At 65.7% G+C, this 19,939-nt stretch carries 21 protein-coding genes and 1 pseudogene; 14 read left to right on the forward strand and 8 right to left on the reverse strand.

Going from position 1 to position 19,939, the window contains the following annotated elements; all coding sequences use genetic code 11:
• Positions 1–126 precede the first annotated feature (126 nt).
• The gene (locus tag ACK8CO_RS18080) at positions 127–738 is read left to right on the forward strand and encodes a CDP-alcohol phosphatidyltransferase family protein (protein ID WP_414897543.1); all 612 of its coding nucleotides are present in this window, start codon (positions 127–129) and stop codon (positions 736–738) included.
• 18 nt (positions 739–756) lie between these two features.
• Here ACK8CO_RS18080 and hisH read toward each other — a convergent pair whose 3' ends face one another.
• Together hisH and hisB are read right to left on the reverse strand one after the other, a co-directional pair.
• Positions 757–1,395, reverse strand: a complete 639-nt coding sequence (hisH, locus tag ACK8CO_RS18085; RefSeq protein ID WP_414897544.1) for an imidazole glycerol phosphate synthase subunit HisH — start codon at positions 1,393–1,395, stop codon at positions 757–759.
• A gap of 4 nt (positions 1,396–1,399) precedes the next feature.
• Positions 1,400–1,987, reverse strand: coding sequence for an imidazoleglycerol-phosphate dehydratase HisB (gene hisB, locus ACK8CO_RS18090; RefSeq protein ID WP_080616568.1), 588 nt, complete (start codon positions 1,985–1,987; stop codon positions 1,400–1,402).
• A 161-nt stretch (positions 1,988–2,148) separates the two neighbouring features.
• On the opposite strand from hisB, the gene ACK8CO_RS18095 reads away from it, so the two are divergent.
• Positions 2,149–2,388, forward strand: coding sequence for an Lrp/AsnC ligand binding domain-containing protein (locus ACK8CO_RS18095; protein WP_414897545.1), 240 nt, complete (start codon positions 2,149–2,151; stop codon positions 2,386–2,388).
• Positions 2,389–2,436: 48 nt separating this feature from the next.
• On the opposite strand, the gene ACK8CO_RS18100 is transcribed toward ACK8CO_RS18095, so the two are convergent.
• On the reverse strand, positions 2,437–2,835 hold the full coding sequence (locus ACK8CO_RS18100) for an acyl-CoA thioesterase (protein WP_080616566.1): 399 nt from the start codon (positions 2,833–2,835) through the stop codon (positions 2,437–2,439).
• Between the two features lie 337 nt (positions 2,836–3,172).
• Here ACK8CO_RS18100 and ACK8CO_RS18105 point away from each other — a divergent pair.
• From ACK8CO_RS18105 to tig, 3 genes and pseudogenes are all read left to right on the forward strand, one after another.
• Positions 3,173–3,322: pseudogene (locus tag ACK8CO_RS18105) on the forward strand (IS3 family transposase); the annotation flags it as partial.
• Positions 3,323–3,423: 101 nt separating this feature from the next.
• Positions 3,424–3,750 carry a hypothetical protein gene (locus ACK8CO_RS18110; RefSeq protein ID WP_414897546.1) on the forward strand — a complete coding sequence of 109 codons (327 nt, stop codon included), beginning with the start codon at positions 3,424–3,426 and terminating at the stop codon, positions 3,748–3,750.
• Between the two features lie 177 nt (positions 3,751–3,927).
• Positions 3,928–5,259 carry a trigger factor gene (gene tig, locus ACK8CO_RS18115; protein ID WP_080618017.1) on the forward strand — a complete coding sequence of 444 codons (1,332 nt, stop codon included), beginning with the start codon at positions 3,928–3,930 and terminating at the stop codon, positions 5,257–5,259.
• Positions 5,260–5,836: 577 nt separating this feature from the next.
• Here tig and rplI read toward each other — a convergent pair.
• From rplI to rpsF, 3 genes are read right to left on the reverse strand one after another with little or no spacing between them, the layout of a single operon-like run.
• Positions 5,837–6,424: a 50S ribosomal protein L9 gene (gene rplI, locus ACK8CO_RS18120; protein WP_080616564.1), complete on the reverse strand. Its 588-nt coding sequence runs from the start codon at positions 6,422–6,424 to the stop codon at positions 5,837–5,839.
• A gap of 11 nt (positions 6,425–6,435) precedes the next feature.
• Positions 6,436–6,663 carry a 30S ribosomal protein S18 gene (rpsR, locus tag ACK8CO_RS18125; protein ID WP_042461615.1) on the reverse strand — a complete coding sequence of 76 codons (228 nt, stop codon included), beginning with the start codon at positions 6,661–6,663 and terminating at the stop codon, positions 6,436–6,438.
• A gap of 29 nt (positions 6,664–6,692) precedes the next feature.
• The gene (rpsF, locus tag ACK8CO_RS18130) at positions 6,693–7,046 is read right to left on the reverse strand and encodes a 30S ribosomal protein S6 (RefSeq protein ID WP_080616563.1); all 354 of its coding nucleotides are present in this window, start codon (positions 7,044–7,046) and stop codon (positions 6,693–6,695) included.
• 304 nt (positions 7,047–7,350) lie between these two features.
• Between rpsF and ACK8CO_RS18135 the strand changes: the two genes are divergently transcribed.
• The 6 genes from ACK8CO_RS18135 to ACK8CO_RS18160 all read left to right on the forward strand — a co-directional run bounded on the left by ACK8CO_RS18135 (position 7,351) and on the right by ACK8CO_RS18160 (position 12,784).
• Complete coding sequence (locus ACK8CO_RS18135; RefSeq protein WP_080616562.1) at positions 7,351–7,935, forward strand: YceI family protein; 585 nt, start codon at positions 7,351–7,353, stop codon at positions 7,933–7,935.
• 77 nt (positions 7,936–8,012) lie between these two features.
• A complete protein-coding gene (locus ACK8CO_RS18140) occupies positions 8,013–8,900 on the forward strand; it encodes a glycosyltransferase family 92 protein (RefSeq protein WP_414897547.1) in 888 nt (295 codons plus the stop codon).
• A 120-nt stretch (positions 8,901–9,020) separates the two neighbouring features.
• Positions 9,021–9,965: an ACP S-malonyltransferase gene (fabD, locus tag ACK8CO_RS18145; protein ID WP_080616560.1), complete on the forward strand. Its 945-nt coding sequence runs from the start codon at positions 9,021–9,023 to the stop codon at positions 9,963–9,965.
• A 16-nt stretch (positions 9,966–9,981) separates the two neighbouring features.
• Positions 9,982–10,719: a 3-oxoacyl-[acyl-carrier-protein] reductase gene (fabG, locus tag ACK8CO_RS18150; protein WP_414897548.1), complete on the forward strand. Its 738-nt coding sequence runs from the start codon at positions 9,982–9,984 to the stop codon at positions 10,717–10,719.
• A 184-nt stretch (positions 10,720–10,903) separates the two neighbouring features.
• Complete coding sequence (locus ACK8CO_RS18155) at positions 10,904–11,137, forward strand: acyl carrier protein (protein WP_042461627.1); 234 nt, start codon at positions 10,904–10,906, stop codon at positions 11,135–11,137.
• Between the two features lie 1,272 nt (positions 11,138–12,409).
• The gene (locus ACK8CO_RS18160) at positions 12,410–12,784 is read left to right on the forward strand and encodes an IS66 family transposase (protein ID WP_414897549.1); all 375 of its coding nucleotides are present in this window, start codon (positions 12,410–12,412) and stop codon (positions 12,782–12,784) included.
• A 333-nt stretch (positions 12,785–13,117) separates the two neighbouring features.
• Here the strand turns inward: ACK8CO_RS18160 and ACK8CO_RS18165 are convergent, their stop codons facing one another.
• A complete protein-coding gene (locus ACK8CO_RS18165) occupies positions 13,118–14,470 on the reverse strand; it encodes an ATP-binding protein (RefSeq protein ID WP_414897550.1) in 1,353 nt (450 codons plus the stop codon).
• Positions 14,471–14,474: 4 nt separating this feature from the next.
• Positions 14,475–15,158 (reverse strand): response regulator transcription factor, encoded by a 684-nt coding sequence (locus ACK8CO_RS18170; RefSeq protein WP_080616554.1) that lies wholly within the window; start codon positions 15,156–15,158, stop codon positions 14,475–14,477.
• Between the two features lie 139 nt (positions 15,159–15,297).
• On the opposite strand from ACK8CO_RS18170, the gene ACK8CO_RS18175 reads away from it, so the two are divergent.
• Genes ACK8CO_RS18175 through ACK8CO_RS18185 form a run of 3 tightly spaced genes read left to right on the forward strand, consistent with a single transcriptional unit; the run spans position 15,298 to position 19,836 of the window.
• Positions 15,298–16,653, forward strand: coding sequence for an efflux transporter outer membrane subunit (locus tag ACK8CO_RS18175; protein ID WP_414897551.1), 1,356 nt, complete (start codon positions 15,298–15,300; stop codon positions 16,651–16,653).
• A 1-nt stretch (position 16,654) separates the two neighbouring features.
• Positions 16,655–17,833 carry an efflux RND transporter periplasmic adaptor subunit gene (locus ACK8CO_RS18180; RefSeq protein WP_414897552.1) on the forward strand — a complete coding sequence of 393 codons (1,179 nt, stop codon included), beginning with the start codon at positions 16,655–16,657 and terminating at the stop codon, positions 17,831–17,833.
• Positions 17,830–19,836, forward strand: a complete 2,007-nt coding sequence (locus tag ACK8CO_RS18185) for an efflux RND transporter permease subunit (protein ID WP_414897553.1) — start codon at positions 17,830–17,832, stop codon at positions 19,834–19,836. Before ACK8CO_RS18180 ends, ACK8CO_RS18185 begins: the two co-directional genes overlap by 4 nt.
• Positions 19,837–19,939 lie beyond the last annotated feature (103 nt).

Genomic DNA, 19,939 nt, shown 5'->3' on the forward strand with positions numbered 1-19,939 from the left:
GCGTGGCGGAGGGGCTCGAACGGGACCGGATTGCGTCCCCAAGACAGGCCCTGGGAAATAGAGCGCAGCGGCTTGCAGCCGGCGCTCTGGCAAGGGCAGTCTGGGACCGGCAGAGGAGGGCAGGGCATGCTGGACGGGCTCATGCGGCGGCTGATCGACCCGCCACTCGACAGGCTGGGGATCCGGCTTGCGGCGCACGGGGTGACGGCGGATGCGGTCACTCTGGCGGGGCTGGGCTTCGGGCTTCTGGCGGCGGTGATGGTTGCGCTCGGCGCGCCCGGGCTTGCGCTGGTGCCGCTGCTGGCGGGGCGGCTGGCCGACGGGCTGGACGGGGCAGTGGCGCGGGCCGGGCGAAGGACGGATTTCGGCGGCTATCTCGATATCGTCGCCGATTTCCTCGTCTACGGCGCGGTGCCGCTTGGTTTCGTGTTGATGGACCCGGCGGCGAACGGACCGGCCGGGGCGTTCCTGCTGACAAGCTTCTATGTCAATGGCGCGACGTTTCTCGGCTTCGCGATCCTGGCCGAACGTCGCAGCATGGAAACCCGCGCGCGCGGCACGAAGTCGCTTTATTTCTCCGGCGGGTTGCTGGAAGGGACCGAGACCATCGCGTTTTTCGTGGCGATCTGTCTGTTCCCGTCCTGGTTCGCGCCGCTGGCCTGGGGCTTCGGCGCGCTTTGTTTCGTGACCGCGCTGTCGCGGGTGCTTCTGGCCCGGCGGGTGTTTCCCGGGGGCTGAGGCTCAGGGCGCTTAGGATCAGGGCGCCCAGCCGAGGAAATTGGCGATCAGCCGGAGCCCGGTCGCCTGGCTTTTCTCGGGGTGGAACTGGGTGCCGATGGTGGTGCCGCGCCCGACGATGGCAGTGACCGGCCCGCCATAGTCGCAATGGGCGATCCGGTGGGCGGGGTCGGCGACGCGGAAATGGTAGGAATGGACGAAATAGGCGTGATCGCCGGTCGAGATGCCCGCGAGCACCGGATGCGGGCTGTCGATCACCAGATCGTTCCAGCCCATATGCGGCACTTTCAGATGCGGGTCTTCGGGCGCGATCCGGACCACCTCGCCGCCGATCCAGTCGAAGCCGGGGGTCTCTTCATATTCGAGCCCGCGGCTGGCCATCATCTGCATGCCGATGCAGATGCCCAGAAACGGTCGCCCGCCCGAGATCACCGCCTCTTCGATGGCCTCAAACACGCCGCGATGATCGAACAGCGCGCGGTGGCAGGCCGGATAGGCGCCGTCGCCGGGCAGCACGATGCGGTCGGCCCGGCGGATGGTCTCGGGGTCCGAGGTGATCGCGACCTCGCCCGCTCCGGTCTCGCGGGCGACGCGTTCGAAGGCCTTGCGGGCGGAATGCAGGTTGCCCGACTCGTAATCGACAATCGCCGTCAGCATCGGTCTAGAGCGCTCCCTTGGTCGAGGGGATGGCATCGGCCTTGCGCGGATCGGTCTCGACCGCGTCGCGGAGTGCGCGGGCCACGGCCTTGAAGGCGGCCTCTGCGATATGGTGGCTGTTGAGCCCGTGCAGGGCGTCGACATGAAGCGTGATCCCGCCATGGGTGGCGAGCGCCTGGAAGAATTCGCGCACCAGCTCGGTATCGAAGCTGCCGATCTTCTGGGTCGGAAAATCGACATTCCAGACCAGATAGGGTCGTCCCGACAGATCGAGCGCCGCGCGCAGCAGCGCATCGTCCATCGGCAACAGGCAGGACCCGTAGCGGCGGATGCCGCGCTTGTCGCCCAGGGCCTCTGCCAGAGCCTGGCCGAGCGCGATGCCCACATCCTCGACGCTGTGATGGTCGTCGATATGGGTATCGCCCTGACAGCGCACGCTCATGTCGATCAGCGAATGGCGTGCGAGCTGGTCGAGCATGTGATCGAAGAAGCCGACCCCGGTGGCCATATCGTAGCGGCCGGTGCCGTCGAGCCCGAGCTCGACCGAGATTTCGGTCTCGGCCGTCTTGCGCGTGATTTTCGCTGTCCGCATGGACGTCTCCGCCAGTTTGTTCCTGCCGCTTATAGGCGCGCCCGGGCGCGGGGCCAAGAGCCAGGCCACGGCTGGGCCCGGGTTGCGGCGAGCCGATTGCGGCTTGAAGGCGGCGGGGGCTCTGGTAGGTTTGGCCCGGATCAGCCGAGAAGGAGCCCCCCATGACCGCCTGCGTCTTCGTGCAACTGCGCTGCCGCCCGGGCAAGACCTATGAGGTGGCCGAGGAGATCGTGCTGCGCGAGTTTCATTCCGAGCTCTATTCCACCAGCGGCGATTTCGACCTGCTGATGAAGCTCTACATTCCGAAGGACCAGGATGTCGGCAAGTTCATCAATGACAATCTGCTCGACATTCCCGGCATCGACCGCTCGCTGACGACGCTGACCTTCAAAGCGTTCTGAACTGGCAAGGCCTTCTGAGCGGGCGTCGCTGCGCCCGCCGCCCGGGGCTCAGCCGGCCTGGATCGGATCGGGCAGGGGGCGCGAGTGGCCGTTCTCGTCGATCGCGACGAAGGTGAAGGTGGCCTGGGTCACCTGCTCGCTCCATTCCTGACAGCGGGGGCGGTGCCAGGCGCGGACCTCGATGGTCATCGAGCTGCGCCCGCGCCGGACCAGATCGGCGTAAAGCGTGACCTCGTCGCCGACCTTCACCGGCTTGAGGAACTGCATCCCCTCGACAGCGATGGTGGCCGCCCGCCCGCGCGAGACACGCGCGGCCACGCTGCCCGCGGCAAGGTCCATCTGCGACATCAGCCAGCCGCCGAAGATGTCGCCCGCGGGGTTGGTATCGGCGGGCATGGCGATGGTGCGGATCACGGGCTCGCCGCGTTCGGGGAATAGCTCGGGCATGGCTGGCGGTCTCCTTGTGCCGGGCGGCTATAACGGGTCGTTGCGGGGCTGAGAAGCATTCACTGCGTACGCTTTGCCGCAGGTCTGCCGGTCGCGGCCCGGTGCCAAATGCCAAGCAAAACCGACTTTTGTGTCAGGTGACTGACCCAGAAGTCGGTTCAGAGAGGCCGTTCGCGCCTTGTGCAGCGAACTACCGGAAAGAGCCCAACGCATGCATCGCCGGGTCACCATCTTAGGTTTTTGATCCCACGGTTTGATGGTGTGATCCTTTCTCAGGAATGGAAGGAAGGATTATGGGCCAGGTTCGTCACGGGAGCGCCACGACCACGCACGCTGTCAGAGCTGCGAGGCCGTCGCATACGCGACGTTGGAATGGGTCGATTGGTTCAACAACCGCCGCCTGCTCGAACCTATCGGGAACATCCCGCCAGCCGAGGTAGAGGCCAACTTTTACGCGGCTCTGGAAACTGAGAACATGGCCGCGTAACTAACGACAATCAGCCTCCGGCAAACCCGGCGCGATTCATCCACCAAATGCCGGGACTGACCACCTAGAGTGCCCTTGCCAGCGACGAACGGGCAGGGGGATTGCGCGAGTTTGGATCGTATTTCTGCCGTTTCGGGGGCAGCTCGGCGGCCTCGGCCATCGTTGCGGGCTTCGTCTCGCTCGGCCGCTCGCTGGGCGAGATCCCGGATTGCGCCGATGGCCCGGCGGCGCGGAACTGGTTGCTGTCGCGCTGTGTGCGGATCGACACCGACGAGGGCAGCTTTCTGTATCCTTCCTGGAGCGGCAAGGTCAGCTTCCCCGACCTCTATGGGCTCTGCGCCCGCCGTGGGCCCGGGCCTGCGGCATGCGCCTGCGCAAGCCCGCTTCGCGCCGTCGAGCCCCTTGCCCCACGGCAGATGCTCGCGTAGAAGGCGCCGGAAGCGTTTCCGGGGGACGAAGCCTGCCGTGCCGAGGCTCGTGGACGCGGAGAAAGCAAGTGGTTGTTTCCGAACGACCGGCGTCGAATTTTGGGGGCTGGCGCCGCAAGGCCCGAGGGGCTTGCCCCGCCGGTTCCAGCTGAAATGGATGAAAAGGACGATACGCAGATGCAGGTCACCGAGACCCTGAAAGACGGCCTGAAGCGGGGCTACACGATCACCGTGACCGCCGCCGAACTGGAGGCGAAGGTCAACGAGAAGCTCGCCGAGGCCCAGCCCCAGATCGAGATGAAGGGCTTCCGCAAGGGCAAGGTGCCGATGCCGCTTCTCAAGAAGCAGTTCGGCGAGCGCCTGATGGGCGAGGCCATGCAGGAAACCATCGACGGCGCCATGAGCAGCCATTTCGAGGAAACCGGTGACCGCCCGGCGATGCAGCCCGAGGTCAAGATGACCAATGAGGACTGGAAGCCCGGCGAGGACGTCACCGTCGAGATGAAGTACGAGGCGCTGCCCGAGATCCCCGAGGCCGATCTCAAGTCGATCAAGCTCGAGAAGCTGGTGGTGGAACCGGCCGAGGCCGAGATCACCGAGGCGCTGGAGAAACTGGCCGGCACCGCCCAGACCTATGCCGATCGCCGCAAGGGCTCGAAGGCCAAGGATGGCGATCAGGTCATCATCGACTTCGTCGGCAAGCTGGGCGACGAGCCCTTCGAGGGCGGCTCGGCCGAGGATTACCCGCTGGTGCTGGGCTCGGAGAGCTTCATTCCCGGTTTCGAGGCGCAGCTGGTCGGGGCCAAGGCCGAGGATGAGGTTACCGTCACCGTCACCTTCCCCGAGAACTACGGCGCCGAGAACCTGAAGGGCAAGGAAGCCACCTTCGACGTCACCGTGAAGGCCGTGAAGGCGCCCAAGCCTGCCGAGATCGACGATGATCTGGCCAAGCAGTTCGGCGCCGAGGATCTCGACGGTCTGAAAGCCCAGGTCGCCGAGCGTCTGAAGACCGAATTCGGCGGGGCCGCCCGCGCGGTGATGAAACGCGCCCTTCTGGATGCGCTCGATACCGCGGTGAGCTTCGAGGTGCCCCCGAGCCTGCTCGAGGCCGAGGCCGGGCAGATCGCCCACCAGCTCTACCATGAAGAGCATCCCGACGATCACGGCCACGACCATGGAGAGATCGAGCCGACCGAAGAGCATCTGAAACTGGCCGAGCGCCGCGTGCGTCTGGGCCTTCTGCTGGCCGAGATCGGCCGCAAGGCCGAGGTGTCGGTCTCGGATAACGAGATGACCCAGGCGGTTCTGGCCCAGGCGCGCCAGTTCCCCGGACAGGAACGTCAGTTCTTCGAATATGTCCGTCAGAACCAGGCGCTGCAGCAGCAGATCCGCGCGCCGCTCTTCGAGGACAAGGTCGTCGACTATGTCTTCGAGCTGGCCGAGGTGACCGAGAAGCCGGTCAGCAAGGACGAGCTGCAGGCGGCGGTCGAGAAGCTCGAGGAAGAATGAGGCACCTCTCCGGCCCCGCGGCCGGAGGCAGGTTCCCGGATGAGGAAGGGCCGCCCCCCGGGGCGGCCTTTTGCATGCCTTCGGACGCGTTCCAGCTTTCCTCCGCTGGCCGGGTCCGGGCGTGCCATGGCGGTGAAGGACGACGTCTTGGGGGCCGTGCCGGGGGCAGTGGCCTTCGGCTTTTTGCGACAAGAGAGACCGCATGGGCCTTGGCTCGCTCTCGCGACCGTCATGCGCGGCAGGGGCGGCGAAACGGCCGGGCAGGGGCGACAAACCCTGTCTGCGAAGGACCCCAGCGGCCTTCGGTGAGTGAGGGGATGGTCTCCGGTCCCGGCCCTGTGCTGCTGATCCGGCTTGTCGCGCTCGGCCGGGTGTGCGCGGGCGTCGCCGTCCCGCAAAGGCGCTTTCGGAGATCGGGAAACCTGTCGGGGAAGTGTCGCTTCGGATCAGGAGGGGGCGAGCCGTCCGCCGATGCGTCAGGGCGCGCCAGGGCCGGAGCCGTCCGCCGAAACGGAAAGCGCCGCCCCCGGGGGCGGGGACGGCGCGATGTCTGTGCCGAATGGCGTCGAGCGGGCGATCAGCGCTGCTCGTCGTCCTCGTCGTCGGAGGCTGCCGATCCGATATCGTCGAACAGTTCCTGGATCTCGAATTCGGCCGCGGCTTCTTCCTCGGCGGCGAGGTCCTGGATCGACTTGCCCGAGGCCTGAAGTTCGGCCTCTTCGGTCGAGCGGGCAACATTGACCGACACGGTCACGTCGACCTCGGGGTGCAGCAGCACATGCACGTCGTGCAGGCCCAGATCCTTGATCGGACCGGCCAGCACGACCTGCTTGCGGTCGACCGAGAAGCCGGCCTCGGTCGCGACATCCGCGATGTCGCGGGGCGTGACCGAGCCATAGAGCGCGCCGCCATCCGAGGCGGAACGAATCACGACGAATTGCTGGCCGTCGAGTTTGCCGGCGAGCGCTTCGGCTTCTTTCTTGGTCTCGAGGTTGCGCGCCTCGAGCTGGGCCTTGTCGGCCTCGAAGCGGGCGATGTTGGTGTCGTTGGCGCGCAGCGCCTTGCCCTGCGGCAGCAGGAAGTTGCGGGCATAGCCGTCCTTGACGTTGACGACCTCGCCCATCTGGCCGAGCTTGGCCACGCGTTCCAGAAGGATCACTTGCATGGGGTCGTTCCTTACTTCACGGCGTAGGGCAGCAGGGCGAGGAAGCGGGCGCGCTTGATCGCGCGGGCCAGTTCACGCTGCTTCTTGGACGAGACGGCGGTGATCCGCGAGGGCACGATCTTGCCGCGCTCGGAGATGTAGCGCTGCAGCAGGCGGGTGTCCTTGTAGTCGATCTTCGGCGAGTTGTCGCCGGAGAAGGGACAGACCTTGCGGCGGCGGAAAAACGGTTTTGCGGCCATGTGTTAGGCTCCTTTGCTCAGGCGACGGGTCAACGGCGATCGCGACGATTGTCGCGTTCTTCGCGCTTTTGCATCTGCACCGAAGGGCCTTCTTCATGCGCGTCGACCTTGATGGTCAGAACCCGCATCACGTCATCGTGCAGCCGCATCAGGCGTTCCATTTCCTGCACTGCCGGCGCGGGCGCATCGGTGCGCAGGTAGGCGTAATGGCCCTTGCGGTTCTTGTTGATCTTGTAGGACATCGTCTTGACGCCCCAGTACTCGCTGTCGACGACCTTGCCGCCGTTATCCGCGAGGACGGTGGAGAAATGTTCGACAAGGCCCTCGGCCTGCGCGTTGGACAGGTCCTGGCGCGCGATGAAGACATGCTCGTAAAGCGGCATGCATACTCCAGTTCTGTTGCGGGTGCACTTCATAGGGCGAGGTCTTTCGACACCTTCCGCCCGCCCACGAGAGGTCGCACCGGATACCATTCGGTTGGAAGGACCCGCGCCTTATACAGGGATTGCCATGCGATGCAAGGCGCGCGCGCCGCCAGGGCGGGGCAGAGGGCGGGGCGGGTCTTTGCCGATGCTCTGTTCGGTGCCGAACAGGGCCTGTGATCCCCTTGGCAATTGCGCACAGGCCGGTTGCAGCCGACCTGTTGACCTGTCCGGTCCACTGACGACCAAAGAAACGGAGTATCCGATGAACCTGATCCCCGCCGCGACCGCTGCCGCCCTCATGGCCGCAACCGTGCTGCCCGCTGCCGCCGAGCCGGTCGATTACAGCCTCGATTCCAGCCATAGCCAGGTGCTGTTCTCCTATGAGCATCTCGGCTTCTCGACCACCTGGAACCTGTTCTCGGGCTGGGAAGGCACAGTGTCCTTCGATGCCGAGGATCCGGCGGCCTCGCGGGTGTCGGTCTCGATCCCGACCGAGGCGCTGTTCACCGGCTGGGAAGCGCGGTTCGAGCATTTCATGTCCGACACCTTCTTCAATGCGGCCGAGAACGATCTGGTGACCTTCACCTCGACCGATATCGACGTGACCGGCGAGGACACCGCGAAGATCACCGGTGAGCTGACCCTGAACGGCATCACCAAGCCGGTGGTCCTGGACGCCCGGTTGACCCAGCATGCCGAGCATCCGATGGAAAAGCGCGACTGGCTGGGGTTCTACGCCACGACCACGCTGAGCCGGTCCGAGTTCGGCATGGACGAATACGTCCCCTATGTCAGCGACGAGGTCGAGGTCCAGATCTCGATCGAGGCGGGCAAGGACGCGGACTGACCTGACGGACGGGCGGGCGGCTGGCATCCCGGCCGCCCGGGCGCTAGTGTCGCGCCGTCCAGCCAGACGGAGCGAGCATGCGCGGGCTTTTCAACCGGCCGATAACCAAACTGTCCTTCGCGCCGCCCGCGCCCCGCCCGGGCCGGCGCGGACTTGCCATCGCGCTGATCGTGAAGAACGAGGCGCGCCATATCGGTGAATGGGCCCGGTTTCACCGGACTGCCGGAGTGGCCCATGTCTATGCCTATGACAATGGCTCGACCGACGGCACCGCGGCCGAGCTGGCGGTGGCACTTGGCGACAGGCTGACGCTGCTGCCCTGGGACCAGAAGCTTCATGACGGCCGCTCGGGGCGCGAGATCCACAATCAGGTGCTGGCCTATGCCCATGCCCTTCGGAATTTCGGCGGCGCCCATCGCTGGATGGCCTGCATCGATGCCGATGAATTCCTGGTGCCGAAACAGGCCGACAGCCTCGAGACGGCGCTGGCCCATCTGGGCGACATCCCCTCCGTCACGCTGCCCTGGCATAACTTCGGCCGCAACGGCCATGACGCGCCGCCCGAGGGCGGGATCGTGGCCAATTACACCCGCCGCGCCGCCGAGCCGCTGAGCGGGGCGCGCGGGGTGACCAATTTCAAGACCGTGGTCGACGCGACCCGGGTCACCGCGCTCAAGGTGCACAGCGTCTGGATCGACGGGCTGGCCGTGACCTGGAACGACCGGGGCGAGCAGAGCGATCACAAGGGCCGCAGCGATCCGGCCTTCTATTCGGCCGATCACCTGCAGCTGAACCACTACTACACCCGCTCGGAGCAGGAGCTTGCCGCAAAGATCGCGCGCGGCTCGAACCAGTCGGTCGAGGCCCGCCGCCATGCCGCGCGGGTGCGCCGGAACGTGGCCAATATCGAGGCCCGTGAAGTCGAGGACCGCTCGGCCCCCGACTTCCTCGCCCGCCACGGTTGATCGGCACGGTTGAGCGGCGCGGCCGATCGGCGCGCGGGCGGTCCCGCGGCCCGGCGCGCTTGTGAAGCCGGGACCAAGCCGTTAGATCGACGCCAGACAAGACAGGGCAAGGGGCACTCGATGCGTGCATTCGTATTTCCGGGCCAGGGGGCCCAGACCATCGGCATGGGCAAGGCGCTGGCCGAGGCCTATCCGCAGGCTCGCGCGGTCTTCGAAGAGGTCGACGACGCGCTGGGCGAAAGCCTTTCGGGGCTGATCTGGGCCGGCGACCAGGCCGAGCTGACGCTGACCCGCAATGCGCAACCGGCGCTGATGGCGACCTCGATGGCGGCGATGGCGGCCCTGGGCGCCGAGGGCGTGTCGGTGACGGCGGCGTCCTTCGTGGCGGGCCATTCGCTGGGCGAATATTCCGCGCTTTGCGCGGCTGGCGCGATCAGCCTCGCGGATACCGCGCGGCTTCTGCGGCTGCGCGGCGAGGCGATGCAGGCGGCGGTGCCGGTCGGCGAGGGCGCGATGGCGGCGTTGCTGGGGCTCGATCTGGCTGCGGTGCGCGAGATCGCGGCCGAGGCGGCCTCGGGGCAGGTGGTTCAGGCCGCCAATGACAACGACCCGGCGCAGGTGGTGATTTCGGGCCATGCCGCGGCGGTCGAACGTGCGGTCGAGCTGGCAAAGGCGCGGGGCGCGAAGCGCGCGGTGATGCTGCCCGTCTCGGCGCCCTTCCATTGCGCGCTGATGGCGCCGGCGGCGCGGGCGATGGCCGAGGCGCTTGACGATGTCGAGATCGAGACCCCGCTGGTGCCGGTCGTGGCCAATGTGCGCGCCTGCGGCGAGACCGATCCGGGCATGATCCGGGCGCTGCTGGTCGAGCAGGTGACCGGCGCCGTGCGCTGGCGCGAATCCGTCGCCTGGATGGCCGGTGAGGGTGTCTCGGAGATCTGGGAAATCGGCGCGGGCAAGGCGCTGTCGGGCATGGTCAGGCGCATCGCGCGCGAGGTCGCGACCCGGCAGGTCGGCACGCCCGAAGAGGTGACCGCAGCCGTCGACGGCATGAACGCGGCGGCATGAATGGAGGAATGACCACATGTTCGATCTGAGCGGAAAGACCGCGCTGGTGACCGGCGCCTCGGGCGGCATCGGCGGCGCCATCGCGCGCGGGCTGCATGCGCAGGGCGCAACCGTCGGCCTGTCGGGGACCCGCGAGGCGCCGCTGGCCGAACTGGCGGCCGAGCTGGGCGAACGCGCCCATGTGCTGCCCTGCAACCTCTCGGACCCCGAGGCGGTCGAGGCGCTGCCCAGGGCCGCGACCGAGGCCATGGGCGGGCTCGACATCCTCGTGAACAATGCCGGGATCACCCGCGACATGCTGTTCATGCGCCTGAAGGACGAGGAATGGCAGTCGGTTCTGGACGTCAACCTGACGGCGGCGATGCGGCTTTGCCGCGGCGCGATGCGCGGCATGATGAAGGCGCGCTGGGGCCGGATCGTCAACATCACCTCGGTCGTCGGCACCACCGGCAATCCGGGGCAGGCGAATTACTGCGCGGCCAAGGCCGGCCTTGTCGGCCTGTCGAAATCGCTGGCCCATGAGCTCGCCTCGCGCGGGGTCACGGTCAACTGCGTCGCACCGGGCTTCATTGCCACCGCGATGACCGACAAGCTGACAGACGACCAGAAGGGTGGCATCCTCGGCGCCGTGCCGATGGGACGCATGGGCACCCCCGAGGAGATCGCCTCTGCCGTGGTCTATCTGGCCAGTCCCGAGGCGGGTTACGTCACCGGGGCGACGCTCCATGTCAATGGCGGGATGGCGATGGTCTGAGCCTGCCACCGCCTGCGACGCGAAAGCGTTTGCGTCGTGTAAACGATGTGTTATAGGCGGCGCAGTTTTTGCCCGGGGGGGACCCCGCGCTTTGCATCTCCCGCGCCCGCGCGGGGAAAAGTGGCCTCTCTCGGCCAACAGCATGAAGACGGGCTCGCTGCCTGAGCAAATGTGAGGAATTGAAATGAGCGACATCGCGGATCGCGTGAAAAAGATCGTCGTCGAGCATCTGGGCGTCGAGGAAGACAAGGTGACCGAGAATGCCTCGTTCATCGATGATCTGGGCGCGGACAGCCTCGATACCGTCGAGCTGGTCATGGCTTTCGAAGAGGAATTCGGGATCGAGATCCCGGACGACGCCGCCGAGACCATCCAGACCTTCGGCGATGCGGTGAAGTTCATTCAGGAAGCTGTCTGAGCGACGGCCTTCCTGCTGGAATTGAAGGGCGGTGTCTCTCCGGAGGCGCCGCCTTTTTCTTTGCCGGTTCGGGCGCTGCTGTCGAACCGGCTCTCTCTGTCGGCCTTGCCCCGGGGCCGCGAAAAGGGGAACATCCGGAGGGTACGGCCGCCGCGTGGCGATCCGTCGACAAGGCCAGGGCCCGTACCATCGTCGCGGATGATGCCATGCCGGTGAAGGAGGCGCAGGCCGGGGTTCGGTTCACGCTCGGGGACCCGGATGGCGATCGGGCCGCCTTCGCCGAGGCTGTCTGAGCCGAAAGCCACCGGGGGCAGGGCGCCCGTTCCGGAGGTCCTGCAATTGTCCCGGCTGCCTTCGTGGCCGCTCTGGTCACGGCGCGCTCCGGCACGCCCCGGCCGCACCGCAGGTTGCAGACCCATCGCTCTCGCCTCGCGATCCACGAGTGAGGCGGCCTCGCCGTCATTCCCATCCGCAAGACGTCACGCCGTTGGCAGGAGGTTCCCCCGTCGCGAGCGCCCGCGATGACCGATATCGGCGCGCCGACGTTTCGGGGCGGCGAAGGCCGCTGCTGCCGATAAGCTGTCCTCATGGACCGCATTCCGCAGGGCCATGCCGGTGTGACGGCAAGATGCCCAACAATCAGGCAGACCCATTGGCCCCCGACCGTGAGGCCACCGGTCGACGCGGAAGTGCCCTTGACCCTGCTGCTTTGCGCATCGCTATATATCCTGGAAATATAGCGAATGCCGGACCGCGCCGTCGAAAAGACGCTCCCGCCCGGACCGGCAGAAAAGATGGCAGGAGAGCGAAGGACGATGACGCCGAAAGAACGTGACGGAACGGGGAGGGGCGTCTCGCGTCCTGCAGGGCCTTCAGACCGCCGGGTCCACGGGGCGGGCCCCCCTGGCACAAGCGGGGCGACGCCCATGACCCTGGCCGCCCCCGATAGCCTGCGTCCGCATGAGGAATGCGTGGCCGTACCCGACGCCTTCGACGCCGGTATGTGGTTCATCGGCCGGATCCGCACGCCCTGTCCCCCATTCTTGCAGACGCCGTCGCGCGGCGGCACCGATTCGCTATATTGTCAACCTATATATCGTTAATGATTGTGGCAGCCCGGAACCGCATGCGGAGGAACGAAACGGGTAGGATGACCGATGCCAGGGCAGATGCACCCCGCATTGCCCATCCGCAGGGCGCCTTGCTCACGACCCCTTCACCATCACCGGGGCGCTGCTGGCCCAGATCGCCGTCTCAGAGCATTCCGAATACATGTCGCTGAACCGGCAGGCCGTGGTGATGGCGCGGCATGGGGTGTCATCGACCGCTCGGTGCTGGCCGACTGGATGGGCCGGACCGGGGCGGATCGCCGCCATGGTCGACCATATGGCCAGGCGGCTGATGACGGACAGCTCCCGACCCTACGTTGACGAAACCATCGCCCCGAGGCTGGATCCGGGCAAAGGAAAGACGAAGACCGGCTATCTCCGGGCCGCGCGGCGCGAGCAGGGAGCCAATGGCCACCGGAGCGACGCGGGCAGCCTTCGCCAGCGGATCGGCGCTTCCGGCTTCCGCAGCGGCCCATGCGGCAATGAAATCCGGGTGTGTTTCCTGCTGGCGGGAAGGCGACTTCCTGTCGCGCGATGATATTTCACGACGCGATCACCACGTTTTTGGCGCCTGCCCCCCTTCAACTGGACGCCCCAAACAGGCTGTCGCATTCCGCATCTCCTGAAAGGTCACCTTCGGTTGGGAGCCCGGAGGCAAATGCGTCAAGGACAAGGCTGTCATATAGGCGCTTCGCGCCAAGCTGGTGGAGCGGGATGTTCAGGCTGCGCAGTGTGCTGGTGCTGACCCCGTCGGTAGCATCGCGCCAGCCGAAGCAGAGGCCAACTTCTTTACGGCGTTGGAAACTGAAGACATGGCCGCGCAATTAACCGCAACCAGCCTCCGCCAAACCCCTGGGGCGGTGCAATCGCCTCACAGCTTCCGTTCGGTAGTCGGGTCATTCAGATCGGCCAGAGAAGACCTGTGGCGGGTAATGGAATTGATGTTGAATTCCGGGACGGCGCATTGATGGGGTTTGTGTGAGCCGCTGCTGCCATGCTCCAAAGGCAGGCTCACGATCATGCTCAGCCCTCCGCCAGGCCGATTGGTCGCCGTGATCTGGCCGCCATGCAGGGCAACGGCCCGGTAAGCTATGGCGAGGCCAAGCCCGACGCCCGCGGTCTCGTTCTGCAGTCCGACGCGAACGAATGGCGTGAACAGGTGGGGAAGATCTTCGTGGGCCACGCCGTGCCCCTCATCCTCGACCCTGATCGTGGCAATGCAGGTCGTGCGGGCCGCCCGGACAACGACACGACTGTCCCTGGGCGAATACTTGATCGCATTACGGATGATGTTCTCGAACGTCCTGTGGAGGAGCTCTGCGTCGCCTCTGAGGGGAAGCGTCTCGGGAGCCTCGAATTCGACGCGCACGTTTCGATCCTGGCCCTCGAAGGCGGCATCGGCAATGATCGGCTCGATCAGCTCCACAAGATCGAGCGCCTCGATCCGCAGCGGAACCTCGGTTCTCTCGTATCGGGCGAGGATCAGTATCTCCTCTATGAGCTGGTCGAGCCGCCGGATGTCGGTTTCCATCTGTCCAAGCATGGAGGAATAGCGGCGCGGATCCGATTCCATGAGCTCCACGGCGGCACGGAGCCGGGCGAGCGGCGAACGTATCTCGTGCGAGATGTCGTGGAACAGCCGCTGCCGTCCGACCGACAGCTCCTGTAGCTGTTCGGCGGCGTGATCGAAGGCGGCCCCGAGTTCGAGAAGTTCCCTGTTGGAAGTGTGCAGGTCCTGACCGAGCCGCGCGCCCAGATCCCCACCGGCGAGCGTCTTGAGGCCACGGCTCACGATGCGGATCGGACGGGCCAGCCATTGCGACAGCAGGATGGCTGCGATGGAGGAGATCACCGCTCCAAGGACGAGCGGGGTCAGCATCGGTTCGAACTTCGCCAGGCCCGTGAAGGTGCGGGAGGCACGTTCGTCGCGGATGAAGAGACAGTCGCCCGCCTCGTCCCGGATGTCCCCGCTGACCAGACAGGACGGATCGGCTGCGACCTTGAAATCCTCGTGCGCCGGTGCCAGCATGGCCCAGATGGCGAGTGCGTTTTCGACCCCGCCGATCTCTGCCAGGTGGGTCATCTGTTGCGAGAGGATGCGCTGTTCGAATTCACGCTGCGCTTCCTCGGGGGGCTGCCAGTCGAGCGTGGCGATGACCAGCCCGAAGAGCACGAGGGTCAGCAGCAGTACCCCCCAGATCGCGGCAAAGAAGCGAAGCGTCACGGGCCTATTCCTCCACGAAAAGGTAGCCGACGCCCCTGACGTTCATGATCGGGGAGCGGCCGTCTTCGAAAGTGCCGAGCTTCTGGCGGATCGAAGAGATATGCACGTCGATGGACCTGTCGTAGCGTGCCAGCGGTCTGCCAAGCCCGCGAAGCGACAGATCTGCGCGCGAGACCGGGCGCCCGTGTTCTCCGGCCAGCACCTCGAGAAGGGTGAACTCGATCCCTGTAAGCTTCAGTTCCTCGCCGCGCCAGGACGCGGTACGGCGCGTCCCGTCCATCTGGAGCGGGCCCCGCGACACCCCGGCTTCAACCTTCGAGCGCGTTCCCCGGGCCCGGCGAAGGATCGCGCGAAGCCGGGCCGCGAGCTCTCGGGGAGAGCAGGGCTTGGCGAGGTAATCATCGGCGCCCAGATCAAGCCCCGAAACCCGGTCGACCTCGTCGCCGCGCGCGGTGAGCATCAGGACCGGGATCGCGCTTTCCTTGCGGATGCGGCGCAGCACCTCGAGGCCGTCGATCTTCGGCATCATGATGTCGAGCACGACGATCTCGGCCCGCGCCCCCACGATGCGCCCGAGCGCCCGCTCGCCGTCATGGGCCACGGAGACCTCGAAGCCCTCCTGCTCCAGATATTGCGCCAGCAGGGCGGTCAGCTCCACGTCGTCATCAATCAAAAGGACCGAAGTCATCTGGGCCTCCAGTGTCTCACTGCTGGAGCCATACCGCCTCCTGCGCCTCATGTGGCGGATTTTACCCTTCTTATCCAAATCTTAACACAACTTTACAAAGCGAAGGCGCAGAAGGAGGCAGCAGCTACCGAGAATTTTCATGCGTTTCACCCTACTCATTCCGACTGTCACGCTCGCGGCCTGCAGCGTGGCGACAATCGAGCCGGATGCGCGGGTTGCGCTGGCCGAGCGCTATGGCACGGCTGCGCCGGAGGCCTCCGAGACGCTCGACCTGGAATGGTGGTCGCAGGTGGGCGATCCGCAATTGACCCGCCTTCTGGCGAAGGCCCGCGACTCGAGCCCCGATCTCAGAACGGCGGCGGCCAACGTGCTGGCGGCGCGGGCGACGGTCGCCCAGACCGGCGCCGACCTCTATCCCGGCGTGACCGGCGAGGTTTCGACGACCGTGAGCGACGGCCAGGGGACGGCGCGCAGCACATCGAACACCGGTCTCGTCGATGCAAGCTGGGAGCTCGATCTGTTCGGCAGGACCCGCGCCGCAACCGGCGCCGACGCCCTGCGCGCCCGGTCCGAGGAAGTGTCCTTCGCGGGGGCCTATGTCTCGCTCGCGGCAGAGATCGCGGACGGCTATGTCCGGTATCGTGCCTGCCGGATGGTCGAGGCGGTGTATCGCGATGCGGTCTCGTCCCAGGCCCAGACGCTCAGGTCGACGGAAGACCTTGTCGCTGCGGGCATCAGCGCCGCAGCGGACATGTCGCTCGCGCGGGCGAATGTCGCCAGTTCGCGGATCTCGCTCGAGACGCAGAAGGCCGACTGCAACGTCATCGCGCAGACCATTGCGACGGCGGCTGGCATGCCGCAATCCGAGGTGCGGTCAATCCTGAGCTCGGGGGGCGGCCTGCCGACGGCACGGGCGTTTAAAGTGTCATCGGTGCCCGCCGACCTGCTGCGGCAGCGCCCGGATGTGGTGGCGGCCGAGCTCGATTTCTCGGCGACGCTTCTCGACGTAGATGTCGCCAAGGCAGATCTTTATCCCTCGCTGACCCTGGGCGGGACGGTGACGGCAACGGACCCCTCGAGCTGGAGCTTCGGGCCAGCCTTGTCGCTGCCGATCTTCGATGGCGGCCGGCGCCGCGCCGCGGTACGAACGGCGAACGCACAGGCACTGGCTTCGGCGGAAAGCTATCGCTCCACGGTATTCACCGCCGTTGGCGAGGTGGAAGAGGCCCTGACCCGGCTCTCCACCGCCTCGAAAAATCTCTCGAATGCCGCCACACTCGTGTCCGAATACCAGGCCTATTTCGACGCGATCGACGACGACTGGGAGGCTGGCGGCGCATCGCTGCTCGACCGGGAGGAGGCGCGGCGGCAAGTGCAATCCGCGATGATCACCCGCATCACCCAGCGCGAAAGCCTGCTTCGGCAGCGGATCGCTCTCTACAAGGCCGTCGGGGGCGGCTGGTCCCGCCGCACACAGACAACGAATGGAGCCTGAGATGCCGAAACCCAGAAAATTCCTTGTCTTCGGCCTCCTCCTTGTCGCCCTGCTGGTGATCGGCGCGGCACTGGCGCTCACGGGCAAGCCGAATGTTGCGTCGTCGGATGGCGATGGCGATGCGATCGCCTCGCCGGAAAGCGCTGGCACCACCGCCCTGACGGTGGAGGTCGTGTCCCCCGAACAGGCCACATGGCCGGTGGAAGTCCAGGCCAGCGGCTGGCTTGCAGCCTGGCGCGAGGCCCTGATCTCGGCCGAGGTCGGTGGCCAGAGGATCAAGGAGGTGACGGTCGATGTCGGCGATACCGTCAGGAAGGGCGATCTGCTGGTCTCGCTGTCCCGCAAGACGCTGGAGAACGACATCGAGCAGCTTGCTGCCTCGCTCGACAGCGCCAAGGCGCAGCTCGAGCAGGCCTCTGCGGATGCCGATCGGGCGCGGCGACTGGAAGGTGGTGGATCGATCTCGCAGCAACAGATCTCGGAATACCTGATCACCGAGCGAAAGGCGAAGGCCGACGTCGCCTCGGCCGAGGCGGCGCTGTCGTCAGCGAGGCTGGACCTCGAACGGACACGGATCGTCGCGGTGAGCGACGGCGTGATATCGCAGGCCGATGCGGCAATCGGCGATGTGGTGTCCGCGGGGCAGGAATTGTTCCGGATGATCCGGGACGGTCGGGTCGAATGGCAGGCCGAGGTTCCGGTAACAAAATTGCGCAAGATTGAGATCGGCGGTCAGGTCCGCATTCCGGCCCCGATCGGCAACATTCACGGCACGGTTCGCCAGATTGCGCCCTCGGCTTCGGAAACCAACGGCCGCGTCATCGTCTATGTGGCCCTGGACACGCCCGAAGGTGGCCCCGAACCTAAGACCGGGATCATGGTCAGCGGCATCTTCGAGACAGGGAAGCGCGAGGCGCTGAGCGTCCCGTCCTCATCCGTCGTGCTGCAGGACGGCTTTTCTTACGTCTTCATCCTCAACGAGGGCGATCCGGCGACCGTGTCGCGGCGGCGGGTCGAGACCGGCCGTCGGCAGGAGGATCGTGTCGAGATCATCGGTCAGTTCCCCACCGACGCCAAGGTCGTCCGCTCGGGGGGCGCCTTCCTGTCCGACGGATCGAAGGTCCGCGTGGTGACGCGGGAAGCGAATAACATCTCAGGCAATTCAGAGGCCGCACAATGAACTTCTCGGCCTGGGCGATCCGAAACCCGGTTCCGCCGATCCTGGCGTTCCTCCTTCTGACCGTGACCGGGCTGATGGCCTTCCAGCGTCTCGATGTGCAGAACTTTCCCGACATGGACCTGCCGACGATTTCGGTCTCGGCGTCCCTCGAAGGGGCCGCGGCGGCGCAGCTCGAGACCGAGGTCGCCCGCAAGATCGAGGATCAACTCACAGGGCTCGACAGGCTCGACTCGGTGACGACCACCATCACCGACGGCTCCGTGGATATCTCGGTCAGTTTCCAGGTCGGCAAGGACGTGCAGGTGGCCCTTGATGAGGTCCAGAACGCGGTCGATCAGGCCGAGAGCGATTTGCCGACCGAAATGGACGCGCCCACCGTGTCCAAGAGCAACATCGGCAGTTCGCCACTTGTCACCTACGTCGTGAGTTCAGACCGGCTCGACGATGCGGAACTATCGTGGTTCATCGACAACGATTTCGAGCGTGCGTTGATGGCGGTCGAGGGCGTCGGCGAAGTCGGCCGGCTCGGCGGCATCGACCGCGAGATCCGCGTCGAACTGAACCCCGATCTGCTGAACGGCCTCGGCCTCAGCGCCTCCGACGTGAACGCGCGCCTGCAAGAGGTCCAGCGCGACCTCTCGGGCGGTCAGGCCGATGTGGGCGCGTCCTCGCAATCCGTTCGCCTGCTCGCCGCCGCCGCCGATGTGGAGGAGCTGCGTGCGATGCCGATCCCCTTGCCGACCGGAAGCTGGGTCCGGCTGGACGAACTCGGCACCGTGACGGACACGCATTCAGACCTGTCCTCGCTTGCCTATCAGAACGGCAAGTCTGTCATCGCGGCGCAAATCAAGCGTCTGAAGGGATATTCCGATCTGGCAGTAACCGAGAACGTGGCCGAAGCGGTCGAAGCGTTCGCCGCCGACAATCCTCAGGTCAAGATCGAACAAGCGTATACCACCATCCTGCCGACCGAGCAGAACTACCACGCGTCAATGGACATGCTTTACGAGGGCGCGGCCATCGCGGTTCTGGTGGTCTTCCTTTTCCTGCTCGACTGGCGCGCGACACTTCTCGCCGCGGTCGCGTTGCCGCTGTCGGTGATCCCGACATTTCTTGTCATGGATCTGGTCGGATACTCGCTGAATACCGTCACGCTGCTCGCCCTGTCGCTGGTGGTCGGCATCCTCGTCGATGACGCAATCGTCGAGGTCGAGAACATCGAGCGTCACATGCACATGGGCAAACCCGCCTATCAGGCATCGATGAAGGCCGCCGACGAAATCGGCCTCGCGGTTATCGCAACAACCTTCACCCTGATTGCGGTGTTCCTGCCGACGGCGTTCATGGGCGGGGTCGTGGGCATCATCTTCAAGCAGTTCGGTATCACCGCCTCGGTCGCGGTGTTCTGCTCGCTGCTCGTGGCGCGTTTCGTAACGCCGATGATGGCGGCCTACATGATGAAGACCAAGGCGCGGGCGAAGCGGAAGGACAGCTGGATCATGCGTCGTTATCTGGGCGTGATCCGGGGGGCCTTGAAACGACGGTGGGTTCCGGTCCTCGGCGTGATCGCGTTCTTCGCCGTTACCATCCTGCTGCTTGGCCAGTTGTCCACCGGTTTCTTCCCGGCCTCGGACGACAGCCAGACGCAAGTCAGCATCACCATGCCACCGGGGACCAAGATCCAGGAAACCGATGCCCTCGCTCGTCAGGTCGCGGCAATGGTCTCAGGGATCGATCACGTTAGTCTTCGCGATTTCCATGTAGTTCTCATCCCGCAACATCCAGTAGAAGGGGCTCTCATAGAGCGTTTCGAAGAGCCGATACTGATTAGGAACGTAAAGGAAATCGCCGATCCGAACGATCGGGCAGATCATGGTCTCGTTGATCGCAAACGGATCCGTGAAGCCGAGGTTGGTCGCAGTCACATCGATCGCGAACAGTCGGTCGAACGCGTCCGCCTTGCCCTTGAACTTTCGCCGAAGGTCCGCGAGCGGGATCATTAGGCTGTTGGTCAGGTCGCCACTATTCAGGGCCGCGCCCGACTTACGGAGGTGACCGACCACTGACATCTGTCGGTTGATCCGATCCGAGATGAACCGGGCGATT

Source organism: Rhodovulum sp. HP10 (genome assembly GCF_047553435.1).
Lineage (GTDB): Bacteria > Pseudomonadota > Alphaproteobacteria > Rhodobacterales > Rhodobacteraceae > Rhodovulum.

Excerpts from the sequence above, each read along its gene's own strand:
- ACK8CO_RS18080 (WP_414897543.1), top strand. The coding sequence starts at position 127 with ATGCTGGACGGGCTCATGCGGCGGCTGATCGACCCGCCACTCGACAGG.
- hisH (WP_414897544.1), bottom strand. The coding sequence starts at position 1,395 with ATGCTGACGGCGATTGTCGATTACGAGTCGGGCAACCTGCATTCCGCC.
- hisB (WP_080616568.1), bottom strand. The coding sequence starts at position 1,987 with ATGCGGACAGCGAAAATCACGCGCAAGACGGCCGAGACCGAAATCTCG.
- ACK8CO_RS18095 (WP_414897545.1), top strand. The coding sequence starts at position 2,149 with ATGACCGCCTGCGTCTTCGTGCAACTGCGCTGCCGCCCGGGCAAGACC.
- ACK8CO_RS18100 (WP_080616566.1), bottom strand. The coding sequence starts at position 2,835 with ATGCCCGAGCTATTCCCCGAACGCGGCGAGCCCGTGATCCGCACCATC.
- tig (WP_080618017.1), top strand. The coding sequence starts at position 3,928 with ATGCAGGTCACCGAGACCCTGAAAGACGGCCTGAAGCGGGGCTACACG.
- rplI (WP_080616564.1), bottom strand. The coding sequence starts at position 6,424 with ATGCAAGTGATCCTTCTGGAACGCGTGGCCAAGCTCGGCCAGATGGGC.
- rpsR (WP_042461615.1), bottom strand. The coding sequence starts at position 6,663 with ATGGCCGCAAAACCGTTTTTCCGCCGCCGCAAGGTCTGTCCCTTCTCC.
- rpsF (WP_080616563.1), bottom strand. The coding sequence starts at position 7,046 with ATGCCGCTTTACGAGCATGTCTTCATCGCGCGCCAGGACCTGTCCAAC.
- ACK8CO_RS18135 (WP_080616562.1), top strand. The coding sequence starts at position 7,351 with ATGAACCTGATCCCCGCCGCGACCGCTGCCGCCCTCATGGCCGCAACC.
- ACK8CO_RS18140 (WP_414897547.1), top strand. The coding sequence starts at position 8,013 with ATGCGCGGGCTTTTCAACCGGCCGATAACCAAACTGTCCTTCGCGCCG.
- fabD (WP_080616560.1), top strand. The coding sequence starts at position 9,021 with ATGCGTGCATTCGTATTTCCGGGCCAGGGGGCCCAGACCATCGGCATG.
- fabG (WP_414897548.1), top strand. The coding sequence starts at position 9,982 with ATGTTCGATCTGAGCGGAAAGACCGCGCTGGTGACCGGCGCCTCGGGC.
- ACK8CO_RS18155 (WP_042461627.1), top strand. The coding sequence starts at position 10,904 with ATGAGCGACATCGCGGATCGCGTGAAAAAGATCGTCGTCGAGCATCTG.
- ACK8CO_RS18160 (WP_414897549.1), top strand. The coding sequence starts at position 12,410 with ATGTCGCTGAACCGGCAGGCCGTGGTGATGGCGCGGCATGGGGTGTCA.
- ACK8CO_RS18170 (WP_080616554.1), bottom strand. The coding sequence starts at position 15,158 with ATGACTTCGGTCCTTTTGATTGATGACGACGTGGAGCTGACCGCCCTG.
- ACK8CO_RS18175 (WP_414897551.1), top strand. The coding sequence starts at position 15,298 with ATGCGTTTCACCCTACTCATTCCGACTGTCACGCTCGCGGCCTGCAGC.
- ACK8CO_RS18180 (WP_414897552.1), top strand. The coding sequence starts at position 16,655 with ATGCCGAAACCCAGAAAATTCCTTGTCTTCGGCCTCCTCCTTGTCGCC.
- ACK8CO_RS18185 (WP_414897553.1), top strand. The coding sequence starts at position 17,830 with ATGAACTTCTCGGCCTGGGCGATCCGAAACCCGGTTCCGCCGATCCTG.